Consider the following 24,408-nt stretch of genomic DNA (forward strand, 5'->3'; position numbering starts at 1 on the left):
CCCATTCCGAACCCGGAAGCTAAGCCTGTCTGCGCCGATGGTACTGCACTCGACAGGGTGTGGGAGAGTAGGACGCCGCCGAACACCCGTTTGCGAAAGGGGACCCATTTGTGGGTCCCCTTTCGTGTTTTCCGGAGTCCACCGGATAAGTTTCTGTTGAACGCGCGCCGACTATATCGGCCGCCGGTTATTCGGAGCTACCGGCCCGCTTTTCGTGATGATTCAACAATCTGGAAAGTAGCGCGGTCAATTGCTTTCGTTCCTTGGCTGACAATGGAGCCAGGAATTCGTCCTGGGAAGCGGATACTTGCTTCTCCAGCCGTCGGAGATGTCGTTCACCCGCGGAGGTGAGCGAAACGATGTTGCGCCTCCGGTCGAAGGGATCCGGGGTTCGCTCGACCAGTTCTTGTTCGGCCAGTTCGTTGATCGTTGCGACCAACTCGCTGGTGTGGATCGAACTGCGTCGGCTCAGAGTCGCTTGGCTGGCCGGCCCGAACTCTTCCAACGTTGCCAGCACGCGGTAGTGATAACCGTGCGAGTGCACGGAGCTGAACCCATCTGCCACCACGCGATGCGCGTGGTGGCCCGTCTGAGTGATCAGCCAACTGGCCAGACCTTTCCACTTGGCGGGTGTCTCCTCGGATGAGCTCTCCATCCCGCAAGTCTAGGCCAATCGTTTGGTCGACCAACGATCGTCGTGTATCGTTCGGTCAATAAACGTTTGGTTTCCAAATGATTGACCCTCAGGAGGGAACTGTGATCACGCCGTTTCGTATCGAGGTTCCTCAGGCCGACCTCGATGACCTCACCGACCGGCTCGCCCGTACTCGATGGCCCAACGAGGTCGCAGATGCCGGCACGGACTACGGCTTCCCACTGACCCGACTCCAGGATCTTGCCGACTACTGGCAGGCAGGTTACGACTGGCGCGCCCACGAAGCCGCGCTCAATGAGTTCGCGCACTTCACCACCGAGATCGACGGGCAGAACATCCACTTCGTCCACGTTCGATCGTCGAAACCGGAGGCCCTTGCACTGGTCCTCACCCACGGTTGGCCCGGTTCGTTTCTGGAGTTCCTCGACGTGATCGAGCCGCTGTCCCGAGACTTCCATCTGGTGATTCCATCGATCCCAGGTTTCGGCTTCTCCGGGCAGACCCATGATCGTGGCTGGGATGTCATCCGGATCGCGCGAGCCTGGGCCGAGTTGATGCGGCGTCTCGGATACTCGCGTTACGGAGCGCAGGGCGGTGACTTCGGTTCGGGCATCTCGTTGGCGCTGGGGGCGATCGTGCCGGAAAACGTGGTCGGGGTACATGTGAACTATCTACCTGCCCGCCCTGACCCGGACGCCGATGTCGCACTGTCGGAGGAGGATGAAGCGCGCCTGGACAAGGCCAGGGAAATAATGGCGAATCGTCCTCCGTACCAAGCTCTCCAGGCGACCGCTCCACAAACGATCGGCTACGCACTGACCGACTCACCGGTCGGCCAACTTGTGTGGATCGCCGAGCGCTTCGCGCAGTGGACAGATTCGCGCTCACAGGTCAGTGATGATCGGATACTCACCAACATCTCGTTGTACTGGTTCACTGCGACTGCGGCCTCATCGGCTCGGCTGCACCGTGATGCCCCCCGGCAGGTTCACCAGTGCCCGGTACCTGTCGGCGTGGCGGTGTTCGCACACGACATCACGCAGTCCGTGAGGCCACTGGCGGCCCGTCTGTACGACATCACGCACTGGTCGGAGTTCGAACGCGGTGGTCATTTCCCCGCTATGGAAGTGCCGGAGTTGCTTGCCGAGGATATCCGCACCTTCTTTCTCGCCCAGCTGGAGAAGGACGGACCTACGACAACTGTGCGATGAAAATGTGTGGGGGACCTGCTGATGCGGGTCCCCCACACATTTTTCCCATCCCCCGAGTGACGACTCCCATCATGGTCGCCACGTGCCTCCCCGCTTTCGGATCAGAGGTACCAACCGCCGTTGACGCCGATGATCTGACCGGTGATGAAGCCGGCATCGTCAGAGCAGAGGAACGCGGTCGCTGCTGCGACGTCGTGTGGTGTTCCCGTCCGTCGCACCGGCGTCATGCTGGCGAGTGCTTCGAAGTTGATCAGCATCTCGCCGGATTCCTCGGCTGCCCGTGCCATCGGAGTGTCGATGATCGACGGTGGAATCGTGTTGGCAGTGATCCCTTTCGGCGACAACTCGTATGCCAGGGCCTTCGTGAGCGCGATGACTCCGCCCTTCGATGCGACGTAGTGCGCACGGTCGGGGGCGCCGGACTGCGCACTGGACGACGAGATCGTGATGATGCGACCCCACCCTGCCTCGATCATGTCGGGTACCGCCGACTGCACGCTGTTGAATGTGCCGGTGAGGTTGACGTCGATGATGCGTTTCCAGTCGGCGAGATCGATGTCGGCGAATGGAGCAGTGGCTTCGATTCCGGCGCTCGTGACCATGATCTTCACGGCACCGAGTTCAGCGCGCACCTTCTCCAGGGCCGCGTCCACTCCGGGCCGATCGACGACGTCGACCTCGAACGCGCGGGCGGTCGCGCCCTGTTCGTTCAGCTCGTCGGCGGCCTTCTGTGCCGCAGCGCCACTCCGGTCGAGCAATGCGACGGGGTGGTGCAGTGCACCGAGCTGCCGGGCGACGGAGAGTCCGATGCCGGAGCCTGCGCCGGTGACGACCGCGACCCTGTTCGTCGCCTCGATGCTGTTGGTGTTGTCGACCATGTGGGAATTCGTCCTTTCAGCCGACGGGAGTGAATTCGAGGTGGAGTTCGGCGAGTCCGCGGAGAATGTACGTAGGTTCGTACCTGAACTCGCGCTCGTGTGCGGGACCGTGCTCGGCTTCCGAGACCCGGATGTCGTGCATGCGGTCGAGAATCCGCTCGATCGTCACGCGTGCCTCGACGCGTGCCAATGGTCCGCCGGGGCATGAATGAACACCTCGGCCGAAGGCGACGTGTTCGCGTGCGTTCTCTCGATCGATCCGGAGCTCATGGGGATTCTCGAATCGCGCGGGGTCTCGATTGGCTGCGGGAAGCGACACCATGACCACCGTGCCGGCCGGGATCTGCACGTCGCCCACCGTCGTCGTCCTGCGTGCCAGGCGGAAGTCGCTCTTGACGGGGCCCTCCATACGAAGCATTTCTTCGATGAATGGAGGGATCAGGCTGCGGTCTTCGCGTAGCTGCTTCTGGAGATCTTGGTTCTCGGCGATCTGGAGCAGCATCGAGGTGATGAGCCGCGCCGTGGTGTCCTGGCCGGCGCCGAAAAGGAAGGTGGCGATCCGGACGAGTTCGACCACGTCGGGGACTTCCCCATCGGGGTACTTCGCATCGGCCAGAATCGTGAGGGCGTCGGCACGCGGTTCGCGTCGGCGATCTTCGAGGAAGGCCGTGAACTTCTCGTCCAGGAACTCGAGAGGGTTGGTACCCAGCGATTCGCCTTCGGTCGAACCGACCTTCTGCGCGTTGAGATGTCGCGCGAACGACTCATGGTGTTCGGCGGGCACACCGAGGAGATCGGCGATCGTCAACAGGGCGAACGGCACCCCGTAGCCGAAGAGTGCCTCGAACTTGCCGGACGCGTGGAACTGATCGATCAGTCGATCGGAGAGCTCCCACATGAAGTGTTCGTTCTCGTCGAGCCTGCGCGGTGTGAACAGGCCGCTCACCAGCCGTCGAGTCCGCGAATGCTGCGGCGGATCCATGGTGACCAGATGCTCGTACATCGGAAACTGTTCGCGGTGTGCGTCGATCTGCCCATTGATGTCGTCGCCGTCCACCGTGAACGGTAGCGGCGGGAAGGGGCCGATCGGCGCGACGATATTGGAGAAGTTCGCTGTATCGCGAAGTACTGCCAGGACTTCGTCGTATCCGGTGACCGCGATGACGTTTTGTGAGGCTTCCAGTCGTCGTACCGGGCACTTCGAACGGTGATGGTCGAAGAACGGGTGCGGGTCGGCGACGAAGGACGGATCCGTGAAGTAGTCCTTCGTATCGAAGTCGTTCAAGTCGAGCCTCCTGGAGGACCTGGATATTGCATAAAACATTGCAGCACAACTAGGTTCGATACAGTTGGCGCGCGAGGGCCTGGGCTGAGGGGTGTGACCTCCGAGCGCTGTGCACCTGCCTAGCATTGTTGGTGTCATGGATAACACATGGCGCTGGATATGGTCAACATCACATAAGTTATCCGCGTTAGGATGTTGCAAAGTTGCAGCCGTGCAACTGATGAATTGGAGGTTGATGGATGGCGTCGTCGCGCAGGCTCGGTGCACCGGATGCGAAGAATCGAACGGTCCTGCTCGATGCGGCTGAGGCATTGATGATCGAAAAGGGATACGCCGCAGTAACATCCAGGAGAGTTGCTGATAAGGCCGGTTTGAAGCCGCAGTTGGTGCACTACTACTTCAGAACGATGGACGACCTGTTCCTGGAGATCTTCCGCCGCCGCGCCGAGGAGGGCTTGGCCGTTCAGGCCGAGCTGATGAACGCACCCAACCCGCTGCGGTCGCTGTGGGAGTTCAGCACGAACCCCGCCGGAGTCGCCGTGACCATGGAGTTCATCGCCATGTCGCGCCACCGTGAGGCATTGCGGGCGGAGATTGCGAATTATTCCGAACGGTTCCGCGCAGGCCAGCGAGAGGCGCTCGATGAGGTCCTCGACCGCGTGAACCTCTCCGAGAAGATCCATCCGGTCGTGGTCTCGGTGCTCATGACCAGCTTGTCGCGAGTGCTGGTCATGGAGGAGTCCTTGGGTGTAACCGGCGGTCATGCGGAGACGGCGGAACTTGTCGAGTGGGTCCTGAGTAAGTTCGACTGATATCCATCTCTGCAGGTAGGGGCGCAGATAGCAGCGCTTATCGAAGCGCCCTCGACACCAATCCGTAAAGCATCATTGCATTTGTGAGAACTCTCTTCTACTTTGATGCATGTCAGATGCTCGTTTGTGGAGTGACCGGTTCGGCCGCGGGCGTCGGGGGTGTGCGGCCGGGGCGCCCGATTTCGGGCGCCTCCTGTCTGCTGGTTCTTCATGATGGACCGAAATTGTTCCTCGGTGCGAGAATAAAGCCCATTTTCGCACGTGCACAGCATCTTTCGTACAGAGTATGAGCGACGGTCGATCTGATATCGGCTGCGCACTTCGAATTCTTCCGCTCGCGAAGGGGATCGACTGTGGCAGAAGAGGGTTCCACTTCAATGCATGAGCAGTCCGCCGCCGATGAGATCGACGAATGGGCACGAGGGTACGTTCGACGCCACCCCGTGGCCGCCCTCGCAACCGTGGGGGAACAATGCAAGCTCGGAGTCCGAACGGTCCAGCACCTCGTGGTGGACATAGCCACCCTTCGGTTTCCCTTCGCGGAGTTCATCCGCCAGGCGGCATTCATGGCGTCGGCGTCCGCGCTGCCCACGATGTTCGTTGCGATCCCGATCGGAGTGACTCTCTCGATCCAGTTCGGCTTGCTCGCCGGACAGGTCGGAGCGACCTCCCTGGCGGGGGCGGCAAGTGGTCTTGCCGTGATCAAGCAGGGTGCTCCGATGGTCGCGGCGTTGTTGATGGCGTCGGCGGCCGGCTCGGCCGTCTGCGCGGATCTCGGTTCGCGAAAGATCAGGGACGAGATCGACGCTCTCGAAGTGATGGGGATCTCGGTGATCAGGCGGCTGGTGGTTCCGCGGTTCGCCGCGGCGATCCTGGTGGGTCTCGCATTGACCGGACTCGTCTGCTTCGTCGGATTCCTGTCCGGGTACCTGTTCAACACGTTCGTAATGAACGGGACGCCGGGTAGCTTCGTCGCCACCTTTGCTTCCTTCGCGACCGTCGGCGACTTCGTTCTCACGATGATCAAGGCCATGGTGTTCGGGGCGATCGTCGCGGTGGTTGCATGTCAGAAGGGGCTATCGACCAGTGGCGGCCCCGCGGGGGTGGCGAACTCGGTGAACGCCACAGTGGTCGCGTCGATCCTTCTCCTGATGGTCGTCAATGTCGCCTTCACACAGCTCTATGTATTGCTGTTCCCGAGGACGGGGTTCTGAGTGGCTTCCAGCTATTTCCCGCCGGGCGTAAGGCCGATAGTCACCGCGTTCAGAAGTCAGGCGACAGTGATCGCCCGGCTCGGGCATATGGTGACCTTCCTGATACGAGCACTCGCGGCGATCCCCACAACACTGCGGCACTACCGGAAAGAGTTCCTTCGGATTCTCTCCGACGTGACGTGGGGGAACGGCTCGCTCGTCGTCGGTGGTGGTACGGCCGGCGTGATCATCGTGCTCGGCGCAGCTGCCGGTGCCATCGTGGCGATCGAGGGATACAACGCGCTGCACCTCCTCGGTCTCGAACCCGCGACCGGGATGATCTCGTCCACGGCCACGACTCGTGAACTTGCGCCCATTATGGCGTCGCTGGCTTTTGCGGCGCAGGCCGGTTGCCGTTTCACCGCCCAACTCGGTGCGATGAGGATCTCCGAGGAGATCGACGCGATGGAGACGCTCGCGATCCGCTCCATACCCTTCCTCGTCACCACGCGACTTTTGGCGTCGGTGGTCGCGGTGATACCGCTGTATCTCGTCTGCTTGGCGGTCAATTACGTCGCGGTGCAGGTCGTGATCGGCATGGCCGGTGGGGTCTCGTCCGGAACCTACGACCATTACTTCTCCTTGGTGCTCAGCGGATCCGATGTCTTCTACTCATTGCTCAAGACCATCCTCTTCGTCATCATCACGACGACCATTCAGTGTTACTACGGCTACTACGCCTCCGGAGGGCCCCAGGGTGTCGGTACTGCGGCCGGACGAGCGATGCGTGCGAGTATCTCGTCGATGATCGTAATGAATCTGCTTCTGACGCTTCTATTCTGGGGCCTCGGTTCCGGAGCAAGGCTCGGGGGATAGCCGATGTCGTTTCTGCTGGAGAGCGACCCGAACCGGCTGACAGTGCGCGCGCTGGTGTTACGCGGGACGATCGCACTCGTGGTGGCGGTACTGCTGGTCGCCGGGATCCTCGCCAAGATGAACGGTGCGTTCGACAAGAGTTACCACGTCACTGCGGCGCTCACGGACGTCGGCGACGGCCTACCTGCGAGATCCGATGTCAAGTTCCGGGGTGTCCTGGTCGGGCAGGTAGACGATGTCGCCATGGCCGAGGGCGACGGACGCAATTTGGTGAACATCGCGATCCGTCCCGAATATCTCGACGGAATTCCGGCAACGGTGACCGCGCGCGTGGTGCCGAGCAACGTCTTCGCCGTTTCGTCGGTCCAGTTGGTCGACAACGGCCCGGCACCTCACCTCGAGGAGGGGGCGACGATCCTGCAGGACGAGAGCCTCTCCACGGTGCAGCTTCAGACAGCACTGACGAAGCTTCGCGACCTCACCGCCGCGACCGCGCGTCTCAGCTCGCAGGAGACACTGGGTGTCCTCGCCACAGTCGCGCAGGCCACCGATCGGCGGGGCGACGACATCGTCCAGGCCGGTGCGCAATTGCAGCGAATCGTGCACGAGATCGGGGCGGTCGTGACCCCGGACGGCAGTCCGTCGACATTGTCCGCGCTGGCGAATGCAGTAGAGGGACTGCAGCAGTCGGCGCCGGATCTGCTCGACGCCGTGAACCACGCCGTGGTACCCATGCGGACCATCGCGGAGAAGCAGGAACAGCTGTCAACGTTCTTCTTCGGAAGCGCCAACACCCTTTCGACGATGGCGACCTCGCTCGAGAACAACACCGACCGGATCATCGGTATCACCACTGAGCTCGAACCCGTGCTGGGAGTGGTCGCCGACGGTGCTCACGAGTTCACTCCGATCGTCAATAGGATGAATTGGATCTCGGGGAAGTGGTGGACGGAGTTCTGGCCGGTAGGCCAGCAGAACGGAACGGGCAAGTTCGTATTCCAGGCGACACCCCACATCGAGTACACACGCACTGACTGCCCCCGGTACGGAGATCTGGCCGGGCCCAGCTGCGCCACAGCTCCGGACACGGGCGCTCCACCTGTGGCCGAACGACTCGGATCGACACGCACGATCGAGCGAGCCCCGATAGGAGGCAACGTGGGTCAGGTCGGTGCACCCGCAGAAAAGGACATTGTCGATCAGATCCTCGGCGGTGACTTCGGCGGGGCGGCCGACCTCCTACTCGGGCCCATCACACGCGGCGTCGACATCCGAGTGACCCCCGAGACGGGCGGAGGGCCACGATGACGATACGCAAACCGCTGATCGGGCTCATCGTGTTCCTGCTGATCTCGGCGGGATTGACCTGGCCGGTCGTGGTCACCCTGCAGCGAGGAGTGCAGGGCTCTACGAGTTCCTATTCTGCAGTGTTCAGCGACGTTTCCGGTTTGCGTGTGGGCGACGACGTTCGGATGGCCGGCGTGCGAGTGGGCCGGGTCGACTCGATCTCACTCGATGAGACGGTTGCGCGGGTCGGGTTCAGCATCGACTCGTCCCAGCAGGTGTTCGCTAACACGGAGGCTGCGATCACCTATCAGAGCATCATCGGCCAGCGCTATCTCGGGCTTTCCCTGGGGCAGAACCCGGATACCGCGATCCTCGAAGCCGGCGCCGAGATCCCGCTCGAGCGAACGGAACCGTCATTCGATATCTCGGTGTTACTCAATGGTTTCGAGCCGCTGTTCAGCGTGCTCGACCCGGAGCAGGTAGACAATATTACGGCCTCGGTGATCGCCGCGCTCCAGGGCGACAGCGGATCCGTAACCACCCTGGTGGCAGAGACATCGAGGCTTGCGGAGTCGATGGTCGAACCGGACCGCATTCTCGGCGACATCATCGTCAACCTGGACGGCATCATCTCCGATCTCGCGTCGCAGAGTGGTGAGATCGACTCGGTGATCACCGGTGCCCATTCGATCTTCGCGGAGTTGAACGCCAGGCGCCCGGAACTGGTCGGTTCGCTCGACAGGATTGCGACCACCACAGACAGTCTTGCGGCACTCACCGGCGAAGTGCAGCCGGACCTGCAAGAACTCCTGCGCAGGCAACCGGGCTTCACCGGACACTTCGTCGACACCAAACCATCGTGGGAGTACTTCGGATTCAATCTCCCCGGCCTACTCAAAGGGTTGGCCCGTGTGAGCGAGGACGGTTCTTACCTGAACGCCTACCTGTGCAACATCAACGCAACGCTCGTTCCCGAGTTGAGCCATGTCATCCCGTCGATCGTGGCAGGTGCCACGCCCGGCGGCGAAATCAAGCAATCCCCGATCTGTAGGTGACGGCCATGACACGGACAGGAACCACATCCGCTCGGAAATTCCGGCTGCGACCGGTTGAGTCGTACCGTAGCGTCTCCCTCGGCATCTTGACGGTCGCGATGATTGTCGCAGTATTGGTCGCGATGGTAGGGGTTGCAAACCTGGGGATCGGAAAGTCGACCTATGAAGCGGAATTCGTGCAGGCAGCTCAGATCGCGCCGGGGGATGGGGTGACGGTGGCGGGAATCCAGGTGGGTACGGTCGAAGGCGCGCGACTCGAGGGTGATCACGTGGTTGTCGAGATGAAGATCGACAACGGTGTGAACTTGGGTGCCGACACAGTCGCGTCGATCAAACTCACCACGCTGCTCGGGTCGCGTTATGTGGAGTTGCGCCCGGCAGGCGAGGGCAGTATTCCGGACAAGAGGATAAGGCTGTCCAATACCGTGGTCCCCTATGATCTCCAAGCTGTTCTCGCCGACGCGACAACGACCTTCGAGCAAGTCGACGCGGAAAGATTGGGTGTGACACTGACCGAACTCGCCGGGGAGTTGGACGATCTTCCAGCTCTGATGCCGCAGGCCCTGGAGAACGTCGAGAGCCTGTCGAGGGTCGTAGCGGACCGTCGCGATCAGGTCGGATCTCTCGTAACCGCAACCTACGAACTCACGGAGATCATCCGTGCCCAGCAGGGCGACCTCGGTTCGTTGGTACGAGACGGCAGTGACATGGTGAACGAGCTGGCTCTTCGGCAGAATCTGGTCGAACGGTTGTTGTCGTCCACCACGGGCCTTGTGCAAGAGTTGCATACGATCGTCGTCGACGATCGCGAGTCACTCGATGCGTTGATCGCGGATCTCGACTCGATGCTGCAGAGCCTGGGAAATCAGGATGCACTGCTCCGCAACATTCTTCAGATTCTCCCGGTACCCATCCGTAACTTCACGAACGCGACCGGCACCGGACCCGAACTGGATTTCACTTCCGTTGCCGGCCCGTTTATCGACTCGTGGATGTGCGCGATCAGCGGGAATGCCGAACTACATTCGCTCCCAACGTACTTCGAGGATTGCCAATGAGGACGCGTAGATGGCTGTCGATCGTGGCGGTGATTGCCGTTGTGGCGGGGCTCGCGTTCATCGGGTTTCGATCGTGGTTCGCCGGCAACGACGAGATCACCGTCACCGCGAAGTTCGACAACGGCGCGGGGCTCTACGTCGGGAACACTGTGGCGGTGCTGGGAATCAAGGTCGGCCGTGTGACCGCCATCGAACCACAGGGGACCCACGTGGCGGTGACGATGAATATCGACGGTGACATGGAGATTCCGTCCGATGCGCAAGCAGTTGCGGTCTCGACATCGGTACTCACCGACAGGCACGTGGAACTGACCCCGGTGTATCGCGGCGGCGACACCCTCGAGGATGATGCCGTGATCGGACTCGACCGGACTCGCACCCCCATCGAGTTCGACCGGCTTATCGCCATGGCCGATACCATGGCGCTCGAACTCCAAGGCGACGGCGAGGGCAACGGAGCCGTCGCCGAACTCCTCAGCGCGGGCGCATCGATGACCGACGGGCAGGGTAGCAGTATCCGATCTGCGCTCGGAACATTGTCGGAGGCTTTGAAGATCGGGCCCGACGGGGGTGCCCAGACGCGCAACGAGCTGACTGCGATCGTCGACAATCTCGCAGTGCTGTCCGAGGCTGCGGCAGTCAACGATCAGGACATTCGTGAGTTCGGTGCAGTGACGAACCAACTCAGTGCTGTGCTCGCCGAATCCGGTATAGGCCTCGGCGACACCGGATTCATGATCAATGACATTCTGCTGCAGACGAATGATCTGCTGACAGCCAACCGCGGTGCGGTGCAGGCGACGGCGACGAACGCCGAGACGCTCACCCGTGCGCTCGCCGACTATCAGCGAGAGATCGGAGAGTTCCTGGACTTGGCCCCCCTCCTGCTGAACAACGCTTACCACGTCATGGACCGGGAGAACGGCGGAGCCCGCGTGCACGGTCTGCTCGAACGGGTGGCGCTCGATGGGCTATTGGTCAAGGAGGTCTGCAATCTCATGGGAATGCGAGATCTGGGTTGTGACACCGGCACAGTCAGCGACCTCGGCCCGGATTTCGGGATGTCGGGGATGCTCGAAGGACTAGCGGGGATGCACCAGTGAGGCTCAGTATCAGACGAGGCGTAGGCGCTGCCTGCGTGATGGCTGCGGTGTCGTCGACCGCGGCCTGCTCGGTGGGCTTGGAGCAGCTTCCGCTGCCGGCTCCGGGTTTGAGTGGTGACTCGTACACTCTCACGGCAACATTCGAGAACGCGTTGAACCTCCCGACGAAGGCCAAGGTCAAGCTCGACGGCGTCGATGTGGGCGAGGTCGAATCGATGGCCGTGGAGGGATATCAGGCGATCGTGACCATGCGCGTTGCTGAGGGGGTCGTGGTGCCTGCCGGCAGCGGTGCCGAATTGCGCTCGGCGACCCCGCTGGGAGATGTCTTCGTTGCGCTACAGGCACCCGAAGGGGAAGCTGTGACCGGACCTCCACTCGGCGACGGCGACGCAATTCCGATCGCAGACACGTCGGCTGCCGCAACAATCGAGGAGTTGCTCTCGACCGCGTCGGTCCTCGTCAATGGAGGTGCAGTGCGTAACCTCACCAAGATCGTGAACGGGCTCGGTCACGCTGTCGACGGACGGGGCGCAAACATCGAGAGCCTTCTCGACGAGTCTGCTCGCCTGGTTATGCAACTCGGTGCGCGGTCTGCCGAGATCGAACACTCACTGGTTCAGACCGACATGCTCATTGCCACATTGGCGGAACGGAAATCGACGATCCGCGAGGTGGTTGCCGCGGCGGGTCCAGCGCTCGAGGTCGTTGCCGGCGACACGGCGGAGATACTCGACCTCGTGACGCAGGTGGATCGGATCAGTACGCAGATGGCGAAGCTGCCGTCGGTCAACGGTACCGATACGCGGTCGATGGTCGCCGATATCAACCGGATCGCGGCCGAGCTCAACAACGCGGCGATCTCGCCCGATGCCTCACTCGAAGCGGTCAACAGTCTTTTCGCTCCGATCATGAAGACGACGAACTCGACGTCGGCGAGCGCTGACGCAGACTGGCAACAGCTCATCCTCGGAGCGATTCCGTCACCCGGACATTCCGGGGATCCAGGAAGCCGGTTGCCGGAGGTGTCGGACATCGACACGATGGTAGGTGCCATCACCCATTCCTTGCTGCGTCTGCAGGGCAGGTTGACAGGAGCGGGCGGGTGACCGAGAAGGTGAGTGTGACAGACCGGATGGCAGCACCGGTTGTCGGTGCGGTCCGGACGGGGTATCGGCATCGTCTCGGATTGTCCTTGACGGCGCTCGCAACGACTCTCGTGCTAGGAATCGCCTATCTGGTGTTCGGTGTCTTCGAACTCAATCCTGCAGACCGAAAGATCCAGGTGCAGGTGCATTTCGATCAGTCCGGCGGCATTCTCCCCGATCGCGACGTCACCCTACGCGGGGTTCCGGTGGGCCGTGTGACGGCGGTGGACCTCACGGACGACGGTGTTGTTGCGGTTGCTTCGATCGATTCACAGACCAAGATTCCCCAAGGGGCGGAGGTTCGTGTCGCGGGCTTGTCGCTTGCCGGGGAACAGTATCTCGACTTCCGTCCGAGCACCGACGACGGGCCGTACCTGACAGATGGTGCTGTGATCTCGACGGCAGATACCTCGACACCGGTCCCGCTGTCCGACCTCATGCACAATCTGGATGGCATGCTCGCGCAGATCGATCCCGCCGAAGTTCAGGTGATCGTCGAGGAATTGGGGGTCAGCCCCGAGGCGCCCGAGAAGCTGTCCGACATCATCGACGGAGGAACGTTCCTCATCTCGACGCTCGATTCTGTTTTACTGCAGACTGTTTCGGTTCTCAATACGAGTAAGGTGGTTCTGAACACGCTTGCGGAGGGAAGTCCGGGGATGCAGACCACCTCGGCCAACCTGTCCACATTGCTGCAGGGGGTCGAGTCGATGGATGCGGGCTTCCGGACATTCGTCGACACTGCTCCCGCGACCCTCGGTGCGATCGACTCGATCATTGCAGACAATTCCCCGACGATGGTGCAGCTGCTCGGGAACCTTGCGACGGTCTCTCAGATGGCATACGTACGGGTTCCGGCTCTGCAGGAGTTCTTCTTCCCGACGGAGCGGGACGGCTCGACACTCGAAGCTATCGGAACCGCGTTCCGGGACGGCGGCGTATGGGCGTACGTCAACCTGTATCCGCGATACACCTGCGATTACGACCTTCCCCGCCGGCCACCGTCGGTTCCCGATTTTCCCGAGCCCTATCTCTACACCTACTGCAACAACCCGGACCCGTCGGTTCTCATCCGCGGTGCCCGGAATGCTCCTCGCCCGCCTGGCGAGGAAGGTGAGGCCGTGCTGCCGTCGGGAGCCGACCCGACTCGTACCGCCGACCCGACTCCGATCGGACCGCTGTCGGTTCCCTTGACCTATGGTGGCCCGCCTGCCGAATACCTCCACCCGAGGTGACCGAAGAGTTCGTGCACACCCACCCCTCTGGAAGGAGAACGCACATGAGCAAGTCCAGTTCCACCCTGGCGGCCGACGAATCCACGACCGACACCGTCGATCCGGCGAATCAGGATGCCCCCGAGGACACCGGTGCCGAGAAGACCGAACGCAACAGGACCGGGCCCGAAGCCGATTCGGGTCGTCGACTGCGCCGGATCCGTACCGCCGTGCTCGTGGTGATCACCGTGGCCTCGGTTGCCTGCGCGGCGTTCTTCGCATGGAAGGCGCACGAGGTCAGGTCCGTCAACGCGGCGGCTGCCGAGGCGCTGGCGACCGCACAGGAGTACGCGGTGACGCTGACCTCGGTCAGCCCGGGCGAACTCGACAGCAACTTCGACGCGGTGCTCGACGGCGCCACCGGCGAGTTCAAGGAGATGTACGCGCAGTCGAGCGGGGAACTGCGTCAACTCCTCGTCGACAACAACGCGCAGGCGGAAGGCACGGTGGTCGAGGCGGGCATCAAGTCGGCCACGACCGATCGTGTCGAGGTGCTGCTGTTCATCGATCAGACGGTGACGAACTCCGTTGTCCCGGAGCCGCGCCTCGATCGCAGCCGCGTCATCATGACACTCGAACTCGTCGACGGTCGATGGTTGGCCTCGCAGGTGGACCTTCCCTGATCTAGCAGACCCGACCGTTCGGAAGCGAGGGCAGTGCTGTGGCGCCGAGCCATGCATCCCACAGCGGTCGCAACGGTTGATCGGTGAATCGCGTTGCCAGATCGGTCAATTGCTCGGTGGTGACGTTGGAGTGCCGGTGCTCGGCGGTCCACGTACGCAGAAGTGTGAAGAAGCGTTCGTCGCCGAGTCGCAGACGCAACACGTGCAAGGTGAGGGCGCCGCGCTTGTAGATCCGGTCGTCGAACATGTCCTTCGGGCCAGGGTCGCCCAGAAGGATGTCCTGCGGGAGGCGGGCAAGTCTCGTGTGCGCATGCCGCGCGAGTTCGTGCGCCGATGGTCCTCCGGAGTTCTCCGCCCACAACCACTCCGCGTAACATGCGAAGCCTTCGTGCAGCCAGATGTCCTTCCATCGCTTCAAGGTCAGGCTGTTGCCGAACCACTGGTGTGCGAGCTCATGCGCGACCAACCGTTCCTCGTGGCGATTGCCACTACAGAAGTTCGCGCCGAAGACCGACATTCCCTGGGACTCGATCGGGATCTCGAGGTCGTCGTCGGTGACGAGGGCCGTGTAGTGCGAAAACGGATACGGTCCGAACAGCCGCGTGAACACCTCGATCATCTGCGGCTGACGTCCGAAGTCCTTGTCGAACTTGGCGCGCAGCCGGGGCGGATGCACTGCGAACTGCGGTACCGGCGACGACGCGACCTTGCGGACCTCGTAGTTCCCGATCTGCACGCTCGCGAGATAGGTCGACATCGGTTCGGGTTGCTCGTACACCCAGGTGGTGCGACTGGCCTTCGTCGTCTTGCGAAGCAACGTACCGTTGGAGATCGCATGGAACGGTGCATCCGTGGTGATCGAGACGCGGTAGGTGGCCTTCGAGCCCGGATGATCGTCGCACGGAAACCACGTCGGTGCACCGTTCGGCTGGCTTGCGACCAGCGAACCCTCGTCGAGTTCCTCCCAGCCGACCTCACCCCACATGGTGTGCCGAGGGGTAGGGGTTCCGGAGTACTGGATCGTGAACGTGAGAATCGCTCCGACGGGGACGGTCTGCGACGACGTAACCGTCAGCTTGTCGTTGCGGTGGGTGAACTTCGAGGGGCGGCGTCCGTTCAGCGCCACCTTGGTCACGCGCATCGCCTGCGCGAGGTCGAGTGTGTACTTGGCGCGCACATCGGTGGTGGTGGCGATGATGGTGGCGCGACCGTCGAGCCGGTTGGCGATCACCTTGTACGTCAGGTCCAGTTCGTACCGCGACACGAGATACCCACGGTTCCCGCTTTGGGGGAGATACGGGTCGAGGGGGCGATCGGGCCCGGTGGGCGCTACGGGTTTCGCCGGCTTGAGGGGCTTCACCGCGGCGACCAATCACCAGGTCGGGACCACGGTGCGATGGGATTGCCCTGCCAGCGGCTGGCGGGGGGAACCACGTCGCCGCGCATCACGAGGGACGCAGGCCCGACTGTGGCGCCGGCACCGATCCCCGATGCGGGCAACGCGACACATTGCGGGCCGAGCGTGGCGCCGGCTTCGAGGGTCACGGTGTCCATGGACATGATCCGATCATGGAACAGGTGGGTTTGAACCACGCACCCCCTCTCCACGGTCGCGCCGGGTCCCAAAGTGACGAGGTCGGCCTCCGGTAACCAGTAGCTTTCGCACCACACACCACGGCCGATCGTCGCGCCGAGGCCACGCAACCACAGGTTCATCACGGCGGTACCGGGAGTCGCCTGACCGAACCACGGCGCGGCGACCATCTCGACGAAGGTATCGGACACCTCGTTGCGCCACACGAACGAACTCCACAGCGGGTGTTCCTCGTTCCCGATACGCCCGACGATGACCCACTTCGCTGCGATGGTGATGATGCACGCGACCGCACCGGCGGCCATCAGCACGAGTCCACTGACCAGCGCCGCGGCCAAGTAGCCGATGTGGACGGCAATGGAATTCAGTGAGAACAGGGCCAACAGCCCGATCCCGAACGTGACCATCATCGGAACGAGACGGAAGGTCTCGACGACCCCGCGCGCGATCTTCAACTTCAGCGGCGGCTCGAACGTGCGACTCGCATCGGACTCGCCGGAGGCGCGGCGCAATCGCACCGGGGGACTGCCGAGCCACGACGAACCCGACTTCGCCTTCTCCGGCGCGGCCGAGAGGACCGCGACCAGACCGTGCTTCGGCACACGACGACCGGGTGCGGCCATGCCCGAGTTTCCGAGGAAGGCCCGCTTGCCGACCTTGGCGCGAGAAATGTACAGCCAGCCGCCGCCGAGTTCGTATGAGGCGACCATGGTGTCGTCGGCGAGGAACGCGCCGTCCGCGACCTTGGTGAACTTGGGAACCATGAGGACCGTGGAGGCCTCTACGTCCTTGCCGATGTCGGCGCCGAGCAGCCGCAGCCAGATCGGGGTGAGCATCGAGGCGTAGAGCGGGAACAGGAAGGTGCGCGAGGAATCCATCAGCCGTTCGGTGGCCCACACCTGCCATCCGACGCGGCTTCGGACCGGGTGCCAGCCTTCGGTCATGCCGATCGACAGCAGTCGCACGGTGATCAAGGTCAGTACCGCGAACACGGCCATGGTGACGATTCCGCCGGCCGGGAGCATCGCAAGGGAGCGGACCACGGCGTCGGACACGCTCACGGTGTCCTTCACCCACCAGACGAGCAACGCCACACCCGCGGCGATCGACATGATCGGAAGTCCTGCGAGGAGGATCGACGTCACGCCGAAGATGGGAACCCAGCGGGCTCCGCGCGGCGGATCCTCGGACGGCCATTGCGGCTCGGCCTTTCCGGTCTTCTGTGCGGGCGAACCGGCCCATTGCTGCGCCGCCTTGACGCGGCCGAACACGGCCGAACCTGCAGCGACCTCGGCGTTCTTGCCCACGCGTGAACCCGGAGCGAGGAACGAACGCGCACCGATCGAGGCACCCGCGCCGATGCGGATGCTCCCGATGTGGACGACGTCGCCATCCACCCAGTACCCGGAGAGGTCCACCTCGGGTTCGATCGAGCAGCCGTCGCCGAGTTCGAGCATCCCGGTGACCGGGGGAAGGGTGTGCAGGTCGACGCCCTGGCCGATCTTCGCGCCGAGCGCCCGCGCGTACTGGCGCATCCACGGCGCAACCGACAGGTTGGTCGCGCCGGACGCCTCCGACAGCCGCTGCGCGGTCCACAAACGCAGGTGGGTTGAGCCGCCGCGGGGGTAGCTACCCGGCTTCAGCCCGCGCAGGAGTAGCCGGGCTCCCAGGACCGCGGTGGTCATCCGGCCGAGCGGCGAAAGAAACACGAGTACGCCGGCCGCGACCCACCACCACGACAACGTCACCGTCCACGGCACATCGATGGCCATCGCGATGATGTTGTTCAGAATCGCGAGCCACGTGATCCATTGGAGGCCGGTCAGCGTCGTGAGGGGCACTGTCGCGGCGAGCTGGAGGAACTGCGCCCATCGCGACACAGGGGCGACCTCGCGCGGTATCGCGGTCTCCGTCGGGGCGAGTTCGTCGAGATAGGCGGCGAGGGACCCGAGCCGAGGTCGGTCGTAGAGCTCGGCGACCGTCATCTCGGGATAGCGCTCACGCAGTGCGGTGACGAGCTGCGCGGCAGACAGGGAACCTCCGCCGAGTTCGAAGAAGTCGTCGTCGAGCCCTTCGATGCGGGCGCCGAGCAGGGACGACCACAGTGCTGCGACCCATTCGGCGGTCGGGGGGAGCCCGAGCGCTTCGACCGAGTCGGCATCGGCGCCGGGCAGCGGCCACGGCAGGGCGTTCCGATCGACCTTCCCGGACGTGCGAGTGGGCAGTTCGTCGACGAGCGCGAGACGCGGCACGAGTGCGGCGGGAAGCTGTTCGGACAGCAGGTCGTGTGCTGATGCCACGTCGAAGTCGGGGTCGGTCGAGGCGATATAGCCGACGAGGATCGAACTTCCGGCCGAGGTCTTACGGACCGCGCACGCACCACCGGCGACTCCGGGCAGATTCTGCAGGGCATTGTCGACCTCGCCGAGCTCGATGCGGCGCCCGCCGATCTTGACCTGGTCGTCGGCGCGGCCCTGGAAGAGGAGTCCCGCGCTGTCGAGTACGACGAGGTCGCCGCTGCGGTAAGCGCGGTCCCAGCCGAGGGTCGGCATGGGCGCGTATTTCTCGGCGTCCTTCGCCGGGTCCAGGTAGCGGGCAAGCCCGACACCGCCGATCACGAGCTCACCGGCCTGTCCTTCGGCAACGGGGTTGCCCTCGGCATCGACGACCGCGAGATCCCAGCCGTCGAGTGGCAGACCGATACGGATCGGACCGGTGCCGTCCATGATGGCCGCGCACGCGACCACGGTGGCTTCGGTGGGGCCGTAGGTGTTCCACACCTCGCGCCCCGGTACCGCGAGCCGCTCGGCGAGGTCGGGCGGGCATGCCTCTCCGCCGAAAATCAGCAGACGCACCGCTTCGAGCGCCTCGCCGGGCCACATCGCTGCGAGGGTCGGGACAGTGGAGACGACGTTGATGTTGCGCGAAACCAGCCAGGGGCCGAGGTCCATACCGGAGCGCACCAGTGAACGCGGCGCCGGCACGAGGCACGCGCCGTGCCGCCAGGCCAGCCACATCTCCTCACACGACGCGTCGAAGGCGACGGACAGACCGGCGAGCACTCGGTCGCGGGGGCCGAGGGGTTCGTCCTGGCAGAACAGGTTCGCTTCGGCGTCGACGAAGGCTGCGGCGTTCCGGTGTGTGACGGCGACGCCCTTGGGGGTGCCGGTGGAACCGGAGGTGAAGATGATCCACGCGTCGTCGTCGAGGGTCGGCGTGCGCACGTCCGGTTCGTCGGCCGGTGGTGCGGTGCCGGGACCGATTCCCGCGTCCGTGACGATCGCTGTGACCTTCGCCTCGGAGAAGACCAGCTCGGCGCGTTCGTCGGGATCGTCGGCGTCCACCGGGACGTAGGCGGCACCCGCCTCGAGAATGGACAGGATCGTGACGTAGAGGTCCTTGGACCCGGACGACATGCGCACCCCGACACGATCGCCGGCGCCCACACCGGCCTCCGCGAGTCCGCGGGCTCCCGCAACCACCAGGTCGATCAGTTCTGAGTACTCGACCATCGTGGTGCCGTCGTCGATCGCGGGAGCGTGTGGGTGCGAGTCGGCGGTGGCGTGCAGTACGTCGACGAGTGTGCGTGGCGCGGGTGCATGCGATCCGCGCAGGAAGATTTCCGGCACGAGCGACGTGTCGTCGGCTGCGGGCGGGTGTTGAGCAGACAATCCGCTGTCCTTCTACTCGGTTGGGCGATCCGGTTTATCTCACGTGAAGGTGGACGGCAGATGAATTTCCGGTGCGTTCGAATCAGGGGTCGTGCGGTGTTGCATCACGCATGAGAGCAAAGCACGGCGGCGGCTTCTTTGCAGGTCAGAAGGAGAAATTCACTTCCGCGCGAGATTGGGGGACGGGCCTCGACCGGGTATCGACTTGACACGAAGTGTGCCCGGTGTCATTGTCTTCGGCAGGTCATGAGTACCAGCGTCAAGCCCCGGCTCGCTGGTCGGCAACCCTCCGCCGCGGTGGGGTGCTCCGGGTGACGACCTGGCTGACGTACCGAACCTGGGCGCAGCAAGCGCGGACTCCGCCGGCGAACGATTCACCATCGTCGTGGCGATCACCGACGGGTCCCTGATACACGAGGGAAATTCGTCATGACTGTTGCCACCACCACCTGTATCGCCCCCTTTGCTCGCGTGTCGGGCTGTGACGTGCAGGTTCCTCTCGTGCAGGGCGGGACCTGCACCTACGCGAACTTCGATTATGCGGCCAGCGCACCGGCTCTCGCGAGCGTGACCGACCGGATTTCCAAACTGTTGCCGTTCTACGCCAGCGTGCACCGCGGCGCGGGTTACGCATCGCGTATCAGCACCACGAGCTACGAGGATTCACGCGAGTCGGTTTCCCGGTTCGTCGGCGCCGACGAGGACCAGGTCGTGGTCTTCACCCGCAACACCACGGATTCGATCAACCTGCTGGCCGGTGCGGTCCCCGGCGAGGTCGTGGTCCTCGACATCGAACATCACGCGAACCTGTTGCCGTGGAAGAACACTCGTGTGGTCGAAGCTGCGGATTCGGTCTCGGAGACCGTCTGGCGGATCGCCGTCGAGCTCGAGCGTGCGCCGGCGGCACTGCTTGCCATCACGGGAGCCTCCAATGTGACCGGCGAGGTGCTTCCGATCGCCGAACTCGCGGATCTCGCCCACGCGTGCGGTGCGCGGATCTTCGTCGACGGTGCCCAGCTGGTTCCGCATCGTCGCGTCGATCTCGCTGAGCTGGGCGTCGACTACCTCGCGTTCTCGGGACACAAGCTGTATGCACCGTTCGGTGCCGGAGTGCTTGTCGGGCGTCGTGACTGGCTCGATGAGGCAGAGCCGTACCTCGCCGGTGGCGGCGCGGTGCGTGAGGTCGCCCTCGACCACACCGAGTGGGCGTGCGCACCGGCCCGTCATGAGGCCGGATCCCCGAACGTGTTGGGGGTCGCGGCGATCGCCGCCGCGTGCGACACTCTCGCATCGCACGACGCAGAGGCGGCAGCGCGTCACGAGGAGCTGTTGTGCGCGCAGCTCGTCGACGGCCTGCGCGACATCTACGGCGTGGAAATTCTTCGCCTGTGGGATGATTCGACGGACTGCGTCGGAATCGTCACCTTCGGCATCGACGGTTACGAGCCCGGTGAGATCGCCGCATATCTCTCGGCCGAACACGGCATCGGGGTTCGCGACGGCCGCTTCTGCGCCCACCCGTTGCTCTCCCGTGTCGGCCTTCCCGGTGGTGCGGTGCGTGCATCCCTGGGGCTGGGAAGCTCCTCGGCGGACGTCGACCGTCTGCTCGCGGCGCTTCGGCAGCTGGTGGCGGATGGCCCGTCGTGGTCGTACGCCAACGCGGACGGAGCCTGGAGCCCGTCGCCGGAGACCCGTCCCGGTCTCACGCAGTCGGGCGACGGTGCTGCGGAGTGCGTCTGACGATCACCGTTGCGATCGACAATTCCCCACAAGATCAGTAGGATTTACGCCATGGCAGTGTGGAGTTCGGCTGAGGCAGCGGTGCAGTGGTGCCGCCGCCACGTCGATCTGTGCCGCACAGCCTCCTGTATCTGTTCGGACTGACGAGGTTCCCGTTCCCATTTTTCGATGCCGTACTCGGCAATTCGAGAGGAATTCTCCATGTCCCACAGCAACATCTCTTCGGCCGAATCCCTGCGTGTCGCGGTCGAGTTCGTAGAGGGACCCGGCCCCGATGTGTGGGCCGACCTCACCGTCGATCGTGACGGCGGGGGCCCGCTGGACCTCAGTGCTGCTCCGCCCGCCGTCGTGCGGGTGCGTGCTGCCGATCTTCGGGAAGCACGCAAGATCCGTGATCGGGTGCGAGCCGATGCCTCCGCGGAGGGCCGCGATCCTGACACCCTCACCGTGTTGGTCGACCTCGAAGTGATCGTCGACGTCGAAGCGCGTCTGGCTCGTCGCCGCGCTCAGGATGCGTGGCGCAAGGACGGTGGGGGAGCGACAGGCCTGTCCTACGTCGGCACTCCGAGTGGACTGGCCGGCCTGATCGCCGATATTCATGCTGTGAAGGTTGCCGACGGTGTCACGTTGATCCCGGTGGGCGGCGGCGTCACCGTCGACAACGTCATCGACGGAACGTTGCCGTGGCTCGGCTCCCGCGGTCTTATCGAGGTTTCGTCGTCGTCGGTGGAGTTCGCGCGCAGGTTCGCCGACGGCCCCGGCGTCGCCCTGGCATCCTGACCGGCCCGAACGGCCGGTCGCGGGGATCAGTCGACCACGACGTCGACCCCCGCGGTCACCCGTAGGAGCTCGGTATACGAGGTGCGGAAGAGGGTGCCCGGGCTCCCTCCCGATGCCCACAGCTCGGGGTACCCCGCCAGCGCACTGTCGACGTAGGTCGGCAGGTTGGTGGGGTGCCCGAGTGGAGCCACGCCGCCGAGCTGTTGCCCGGTGACCTCGGCGACCAGGTCTTCGGGCGCAGGAACGAGGGTGCCACCCAACTGGGTGCCGGTGCGTTCGAGGGACACCCGGTGCGCGCCCGAGGCGAGAATCAGGATCGGCTCGTCGTCGAGGAGGAACACGAGGGATTCGACGATGGCCCCGACGTCGACCCGCACGGCCGCTGCCGCCTGCTCCGCGGTGTGCACCGGAGCCGACTGCGTGGTGATCAGGCCGTGATGTCCTCGGGCAATGAGCGTGTCGGCGACTCGGGCAGCATTTGGGTGCAATGGCCTGGGCATGATGCCACCCTATGAAAACCGGTGACCGCTGTGACCGGATCCACAAGGATCGACGTGATCGGAAGCTCGGTGCGGTTTGCGCGCCAAGATATTACTCTCGGGTAATGACTGATTCATCCAGCTGGAAGGCGTTCACCGTCGAGCGCACCGAACACGTAGCCCAGGTCACGCTCATCGGCCCGGGCAAGGGTAACGCGATGGGACCGGACTTCTGGTCGGAACTGCCACAGATTTTCGCGCAACTCGACGCAGACCGCGAGGTCCGCGCCGTCGTCCTTACCGGCTCGGGCAAGCACTTCTCGTACGGTCTCGACCTCCCGGCCATGGCCGGCGATCTCGGGCCGGTGCTGGCCGACAAGGCGCAGGCGAAGCCCCGCACCGACTTCCACGCGATGGTCAAGCGCATGCAGGGCGCCATCACGGCGGTCGCCGACTGCCGCAAACCCGTTGTCGCTGCGATCTCGGGCTGGTGCATCGGCGGCGGTGTCGACCTCATCTCGGCGTCCGACATCCGCTATGCGAGTGCCGACGCCCAGTTCAGCGTCCGCGAGGTCAAGGTCGGGATGGTCGCCGACGTCGGTAGCCTCGCTCGCCTTCCCCTGATCATCGGCGACGGACACGTGCGTGAACTCGCGCTGACCGGCAAGGACATCGACGCCGCACGCGCCGAGAAGATCGGCCTCGTGAGCGACGTCTTCGACGACGCCGCTGCTGCACTCGCCGCGGCGCATGCGACCGCCGCGGAGATCGCAGCCAACCCGCCGCTCGTCGTCCACGGCATCAAGGACGTCCTCGACCACACGCGCTCCGCGCAGGTCGACGACAGCCTCCGCTACGTCGCCGCGTGGAACGCGGCGTTCCTGCCGTCCGAGGACCTCACCGAGGCGATCACCGCCGTGATGCAGAAGCGCACGCCTGTGTTCAAGGGCCGCTAGGTCGTTCACGGGCCGCTGGTACACAAGCTTCCAGCAAGAGAAAACCTCCCGGCCGATTCCATGATCGGCCGGGAGGTCTCGGCTTCGGGACTCGGTGTCCTGCGAAGCTCAGTGCGCGCCGTTGTCCTTCAGCCGCGCGATCGATGCAGTGACCTCGGCCTCGGCGTCGGCCCGGCCGGTCCAATCGGCAGCCTCGACATGCTTGCCCGGCTCGAGGTCCTTGTAGTGCACGAAGAAGTGCTTGATCGCGTCGAGTTCGAACTGCGGCACATCGCTGATGTCCTGAATGTGGTCCCAACGCGGATCGCCGGCCGGAACTGCCAGGACCTTGTCGTCGCCGCCGGCCTCGTCGACCATCTTGAACATGCCGACCGGGCGTGCATCGACGATCACCCCGGGGTACACGGACTCTGGCAGCAGAACCAGGCAGTCGAGCGGATCGCCGTCCTCACCGAGCGTGTTCTCGATGTAGCCGTAATCGGCGGGGTAACCGAAAGAGGTGTAGAGGTAGCGGTCGAGCTTGACGCGGCCGGTCTCGTGATCGACCTCGTACTTGTTGCGCTGCCCCTTGGGGATCTCGATGGTGACCTCGAACTCCACGCCTTGCCTCACTTCGTCGATGTTTTGCCAGTCGATACGACGTCCGTATCTGCGGCGATGGTCCGGAGTGAGGATAACCGTCCCGACGCTACGCTGTAGGTGCAGGTACCCGACCACCACGCGACCACCAGGG

At 63.9% G+C, this 24,408-nt stretch carries 21 protein-coding genes, 1 rRNA gene and 1 riboswitch; of the genes, 15 read left to right on the forward strand and 7 right to left on the reverse strand.

Annotation, left to right across the window (positions count from 1 at the left end):
- Positions 1–84: ribosomal RNA gene (rrf, locus tag EV641_RS16625) — 5S ribosomal RNA — on the forward strand; the annotation flags it as partial.
- A 103-nt stretch (positions 85–187) separates the two neighbouring features.
- Here rrf and EV641_RS16630 read toward each other — a convergent pair.
- Entirely contained in the window at positions 188–655 is a 468-nt protein-coding gene (locus EV641_RS16630; RefSeq protein ID WP_054713014.1) for a MarR family transcriptional regulator, read from the reverse strand.
- Positions 656–756: 101 nt separating this feature from the next.
- On the opposite strand from EV641_RS16630, the gene EV641_RS16635 reads away from it, so the two are divergent.
- Entirely contained in the window at positions 757–1,866 is a 1,110-nt protein-coding gene (locus EV641_RS16635; protein ID WP_132473172.1) for an epoxide hydrolase family protein, read from the forward strand.
- Between the two features lie 101 nt (positions 1,867–1,967).
- Here EV641_RS16635 and EV641_RS16640 read toward each other — a convergent pair whose 3' ends face one another.
- Both EV641_RS16640 and EV641_RS16645 read right to left on the reverse strand, forming a co-directional pair.
- Positions 1,968–2,744: an SDR family NAD(P)-dependent oxidoreductase gene (locus EV641_RS16640; RefSeq protein ID WP_054713016.1), complete on the reverse strand. Its 777-nt coding sequence runs from the start codon at positions 2,742–2,744 to the stop codon at positions 1,968–1,970.
- A 16-nt stretch (positions 2,745–2,760) separates the two neighbouring features.
- Positions 2,761–4,029, reverse strand: coding sequence for a cytochrome P450 (locus tag EV641_RS16645; protein ID WP_132473173.1), 1,269 nt, complete (start codon positions 4,027–4,029; stop codon positions 2,761–2,763).
- A 239-nt stretch (positions 4,030–4,268) separates the two neighbouring features.
- On the opposite strand from EV641_RS16645, the gene EV641_RS16650 reads away from it, so the two are divergent.
- The 10 genes from EV641_RS16650 (at position 4,269) to EV641_RS16695 (ending at position 14,455) form a co-directional block, all read left to right on the forward strand.
- Positions 4,269–4,841, forward strand: a complete 573-nt coding sequence (locus tag EV641_RS16650; protein ID WP_054713018.1) for a TetR/AcrR family transcriptional regulator — start codon at positions 4,269–4,271, stop codon at positions 4,839–4,841.
- 377 nt (positions 4,842–5,218) lie between these two features.
- Positions 5,219–6,055: an ABC transporter permease gene (locus EV641_RS16655; RefSeq protein WP_054713020.1), complete on the forward strand. Its 837-nt coding sequence runs from the start codon at positions 5,219–5,221 to the stop codon at positions 6,053–6,055.
- Positions 6,056–6,910 (forward strand): ABC transporter permease, encoded by an 855-nt coding sequence (locus EV641_RS16660; protein ID WP_054713021.1) that lies wholly within the window; start codon positions 6,056–6,058, stop codon positions 6,908–6,910.
- 3 nt (positions 6,911–6,913) lie between these two features.
- Positions 6,914–8,218 carry an MCE family protein gene (locus EV641_RS16665; RefSeq protein WP_132473174.1) on the forward strand — a complete coding sequence of 435 codons (1,305 nt, stop codon included), beginning with the start codon at positions 6,914–6,916 and terminating at the stop codon, positions 8,216–8,218.
- Positions 8,215–9,252, forward strand: coding sequence for an MlaD family protein (locus EV641_RS16670; RefSeq protein ID WP_132473175.1), 1,038 nt, complete (start codon positions 8,215–8,217; stop codon positions 9,250–9,252). Before EV641_RS16665 ends, EV641_RS16670 begins: the two co-directional genes overlap by 4 nt.
- Positions 9,253–9,257: 5 nt before the next feature.
- The gene (locus tag EV641_RS16675) at positions 9,258–10,310 is read left to right on the forward strand and encodes an MCE family protein (RefSeq protein ID WP_132473176.1); all 1,053 of its coding nucleotides are present in this window, start codon (positions 9,258–9,260) and stop codon (positions 10,308–10,310) included.
- A complete protein-coding gene (locus EV641_RS16680) occupies positions 10,307–11,413 on the forward strand; it encodes an MCE family protein (protein WP_132473177.1) in 1,107 nt (368 codons plus the stop codon). Before EV641_RS16675 ends, EV641_RS16680 begins: the two co-directional genes overlap by 4 nt.
- Complete coding sequence (locus EV641_RS16685) at positions 11,410–12,519, forward strand: MlaD family protein (RefSeq protein ID WP_241997293.1); 1,110 nt, start codon at positions 11,410–11,412, stop codon at positions 12,517–12,519. Before EV641_RS16680 ends, EV641_RS16685 begins: the two co-directional genes overlap by 4 nt.
- Positions 12,516–13,793, forward strand: a complete 1,278-nt coding sequence (locus EV641_RS16690) for an MlaD family protein (protein ID WP_347238239.1) — start codon at positions 12,516–12,518, stop codon at positions 13,791–13,793. Before EV641_RS16685 ends, EV641_RS16690 begins: the two co-directional genes overlap by 4 nt.
- A 44-nt stretch (positions 13,794–13,837) precedes the next feature.
- The gene (locus EV641_RS16695; RefSeq protein ID WP_241997296.1) at positions 13,838–14,455 is read left to right on the forward strand and encodes a hypothetical protein; all 618 of its coding nucleotides are present in this window, start codon (positions 13,838–13,840) and stop codon (positions 14,453–14,455) included.
- 1 nt (position 14,456) lies between these two features.
- Here the strand turns inward: EV641_RS16695 and EV641_RS16700 are convergent, their stop codons facing one another.
- Both EV641_RS16700 and EV641_RS16705 read right to left on the reverse strand, forming a co-directional pair.
- On the reverse strand, positions 14,457–15,815 hold the full coding sequence (locus EV641_RS16700; RefSeq protein WP_241997297.1) for a M1 family metallopeptidase: 1,359 nt from the start codon (positions 15,813–15,815) through the stop codon (positions 14,457–14,459).
- Complete coding sequence (locus EV641_RS16705) at positions 15,812–19,720, reverse strand: Pls/PosA family non-ribosomal peptide synthetase (protein WP_132473179.1); 3,909 nt, start codon at positions 19,718–19,720, stop codon at positions 15,812–15,814. The genes EV641_RS16700 and EV641_RS16705 overlap by 4 nt, the downstream gene beginning before the upstream one ends.
- Before the next feature lie 242 nt (positions 19,721–19,962).
- A riboswitch (SAM riboswitch) is annotated at positions 19,963–20,079 on the forward strand.
- Between the two features lie 70 nt (positions 20,080–20,149).
- On the opposite strand from EV641_RS16705, the gene EV641_RS16710 reads away from it, so the two are divergent.
- Positions 20,150–21,460, forward strand: coding sequence for an aminotransferase class V-fold PLP-dependent enzyme (locus tag EV641_RS16710; RefSeq protein WP_132473180.1), 1,311 nt, complete (start codon positions 20,150–20,152; stop codon positions 21,458–21,460).
- Between the two features lie 201 nt (positions 21,461–21,661).
- Complete coding sequence (locus tag EV641_RS16715) at positions 21,662–22,240, forward strand: LLM class flavin-dependent oxidoreductase (RefSeq protein WP_054713023.1); 579 nt, start codon at positions 21,662–21,664, stop codon at positions 22,238–22,240.
- A gap of 26 nt (positions 22,241–22,266) precedes the next feature.
- Here the strand turns inward: EV641_RS16715 and EV641_RS16720 are convergent, their stop codons facing one another.
- Complete coding sequence (locus EV641_RS16720; RefSeq protein ID WP_132473181.1) at positions 22,267–22,740, reverse strand: YbaK/EbsC family protein; 474 nt, start codon at positions 22,738–22,740, stop codon at positions 22,267–22,269.
- 104 nt (positions 22,741–22,844) lie between these two features.
- Here EV641_RS16720 and EV641_RS16725 point away from each other — a divergent pair, with 104 nt between their 5' ends.
- On the forward strand, positions 22,845–23,675 hold the full coding sequence (locus EV641_RS16725; protein WP_132473182.1) for a crotonase/enoyl-CoA hydratase family protein: 831 nt from the start codon (positions 22,845–22,847) through the stop codon (positions 23,673–23,675).
- Between the two features lie 108 nt (positions 23,676–23,783).
- Here EV641_RS16725 and EV641_RS16730 read toward each other — a convergent pair whose 3' ends face one another.
- Positions 23,784–24,275 (reverse strand): inorganic diphosphatase, encoded by a 492-nt coding sequence (locus EV641_RS16730; RefSeq protein WP_132473416.1) that lies wholly within the window; start codon positions 24,273–24,275, stop codon positions 23,784–23,786.
- Between the last annotated feature and the right edge of the window lie 133 nt (positions 24,276–24,408).

The organism is Rhodococcus sp. SMB37 (genome assembly GCF_004345605.1).
In the GTDB taxonomy this organism is placed as follows: Bacteria; Actinomycetota; Actinomycetes; order Mycobacteriales; family Mycobacteriaceae; genus Rhodococcus.

What these genes read in the sequence shown, in the direction of transcription:
- EV641_RS16630 (WP_054713014.1), bottom strand. Translation starts at nt 655, where the DNA reads ATGGAGAGCTCATCCGAGGAGACACCCGCCAAGTGGAAAGGTCTGGCC.
- EV641_RS16640 (WP_054713016.1), bottom strand. Translation starts at nt 2,744, where the DNA reads ATGGTCGACAACACCAACAGCATCGAGGCGACGAACAGGGTCGCGGTC.
- EV641_RS16650 (WP_054713018.1), top strand. Translation starts at nt 4,269, where the DNA reads ATGGCGTCGTCGCGCAGGCTCGGTGCACCGGATGCGAAGAATCGAACG.
- EV641_RS16655 (WP_054713020.1), top strand. Translation starts at nt 5,219, where the DNA reads ATGCATGAGCAGTCCGCCGCCGATGAGATCGACGAATGGGCACGAGGG.
- EV641_RS16665 (WP_132473174.1), top strand. Translation starts at nt 6,914, where the DNA reads ATGTCGTTTCTGCTGGAGAGCGACCCGAACCGGCTGACAGTGCGCGCG.
- EV641_RS16670 (WP_132473175.1), top strand. Translation starts at nt 8,215, where the DNA reads ATGACGATACGCAAACCGCTGATCGGGCTCATCGTGTTCCTGCTGATC.
- EV641_RS16675 (WP_132473176.1), top strand. Translation starts at nt 9,258, where the DNA reads ATGACACGGACAGGAACCACATCCGCTCGGAAATTCCGGCTGCGACCG.
- EV641_RS16680 (WP_132473177.1), top strand. Translation starts at nt 10,307, where the DNA reads ATGAGGACGCGTAGATGGCTGTCGATCGTGGCGGTGATTGCCGTTGTG.
- EV641_RS16695 (WP_241997296.1), top strand. Translation starts at nt 13,838, where the DNA reads ATGAGCAAGTCCAGTTCCACCCTGGCGGCCGACGAATCCACGACCGAC.
- EV641_RS16710 (WP_132473180.1), top strand. Translation starts at nt 20,150, where the DNA reads ATGACTGTTGCCACCACCACCTGTATCGCCCCCTTTGCTCGCGTGTCG.
- EV641_RS16715 (WP_054713023.1), top strand. Translation starts at nt 21,662, where the DNA reads ATGTCCCACAGCAACATCTCTTCGGCCGAATCCCTGCGTGTCGCGGTC.
- EV641_RS16720 (WP_132473181.1), bottom strand. Translation starts at nt 22,740, where the DNA reads ATGCCCAGGCCATTGCACCCAAATGCTGCCCGAGTCGCCGACACGCTC.
- EV641_RS16725 (WP_132473182.1), top strand. Translation starts at nt 22,845, where the DNA reads ATGACTGATTCATCCAGCTGGAAGGCGTTCACCGTCGAGCGCACCGAA.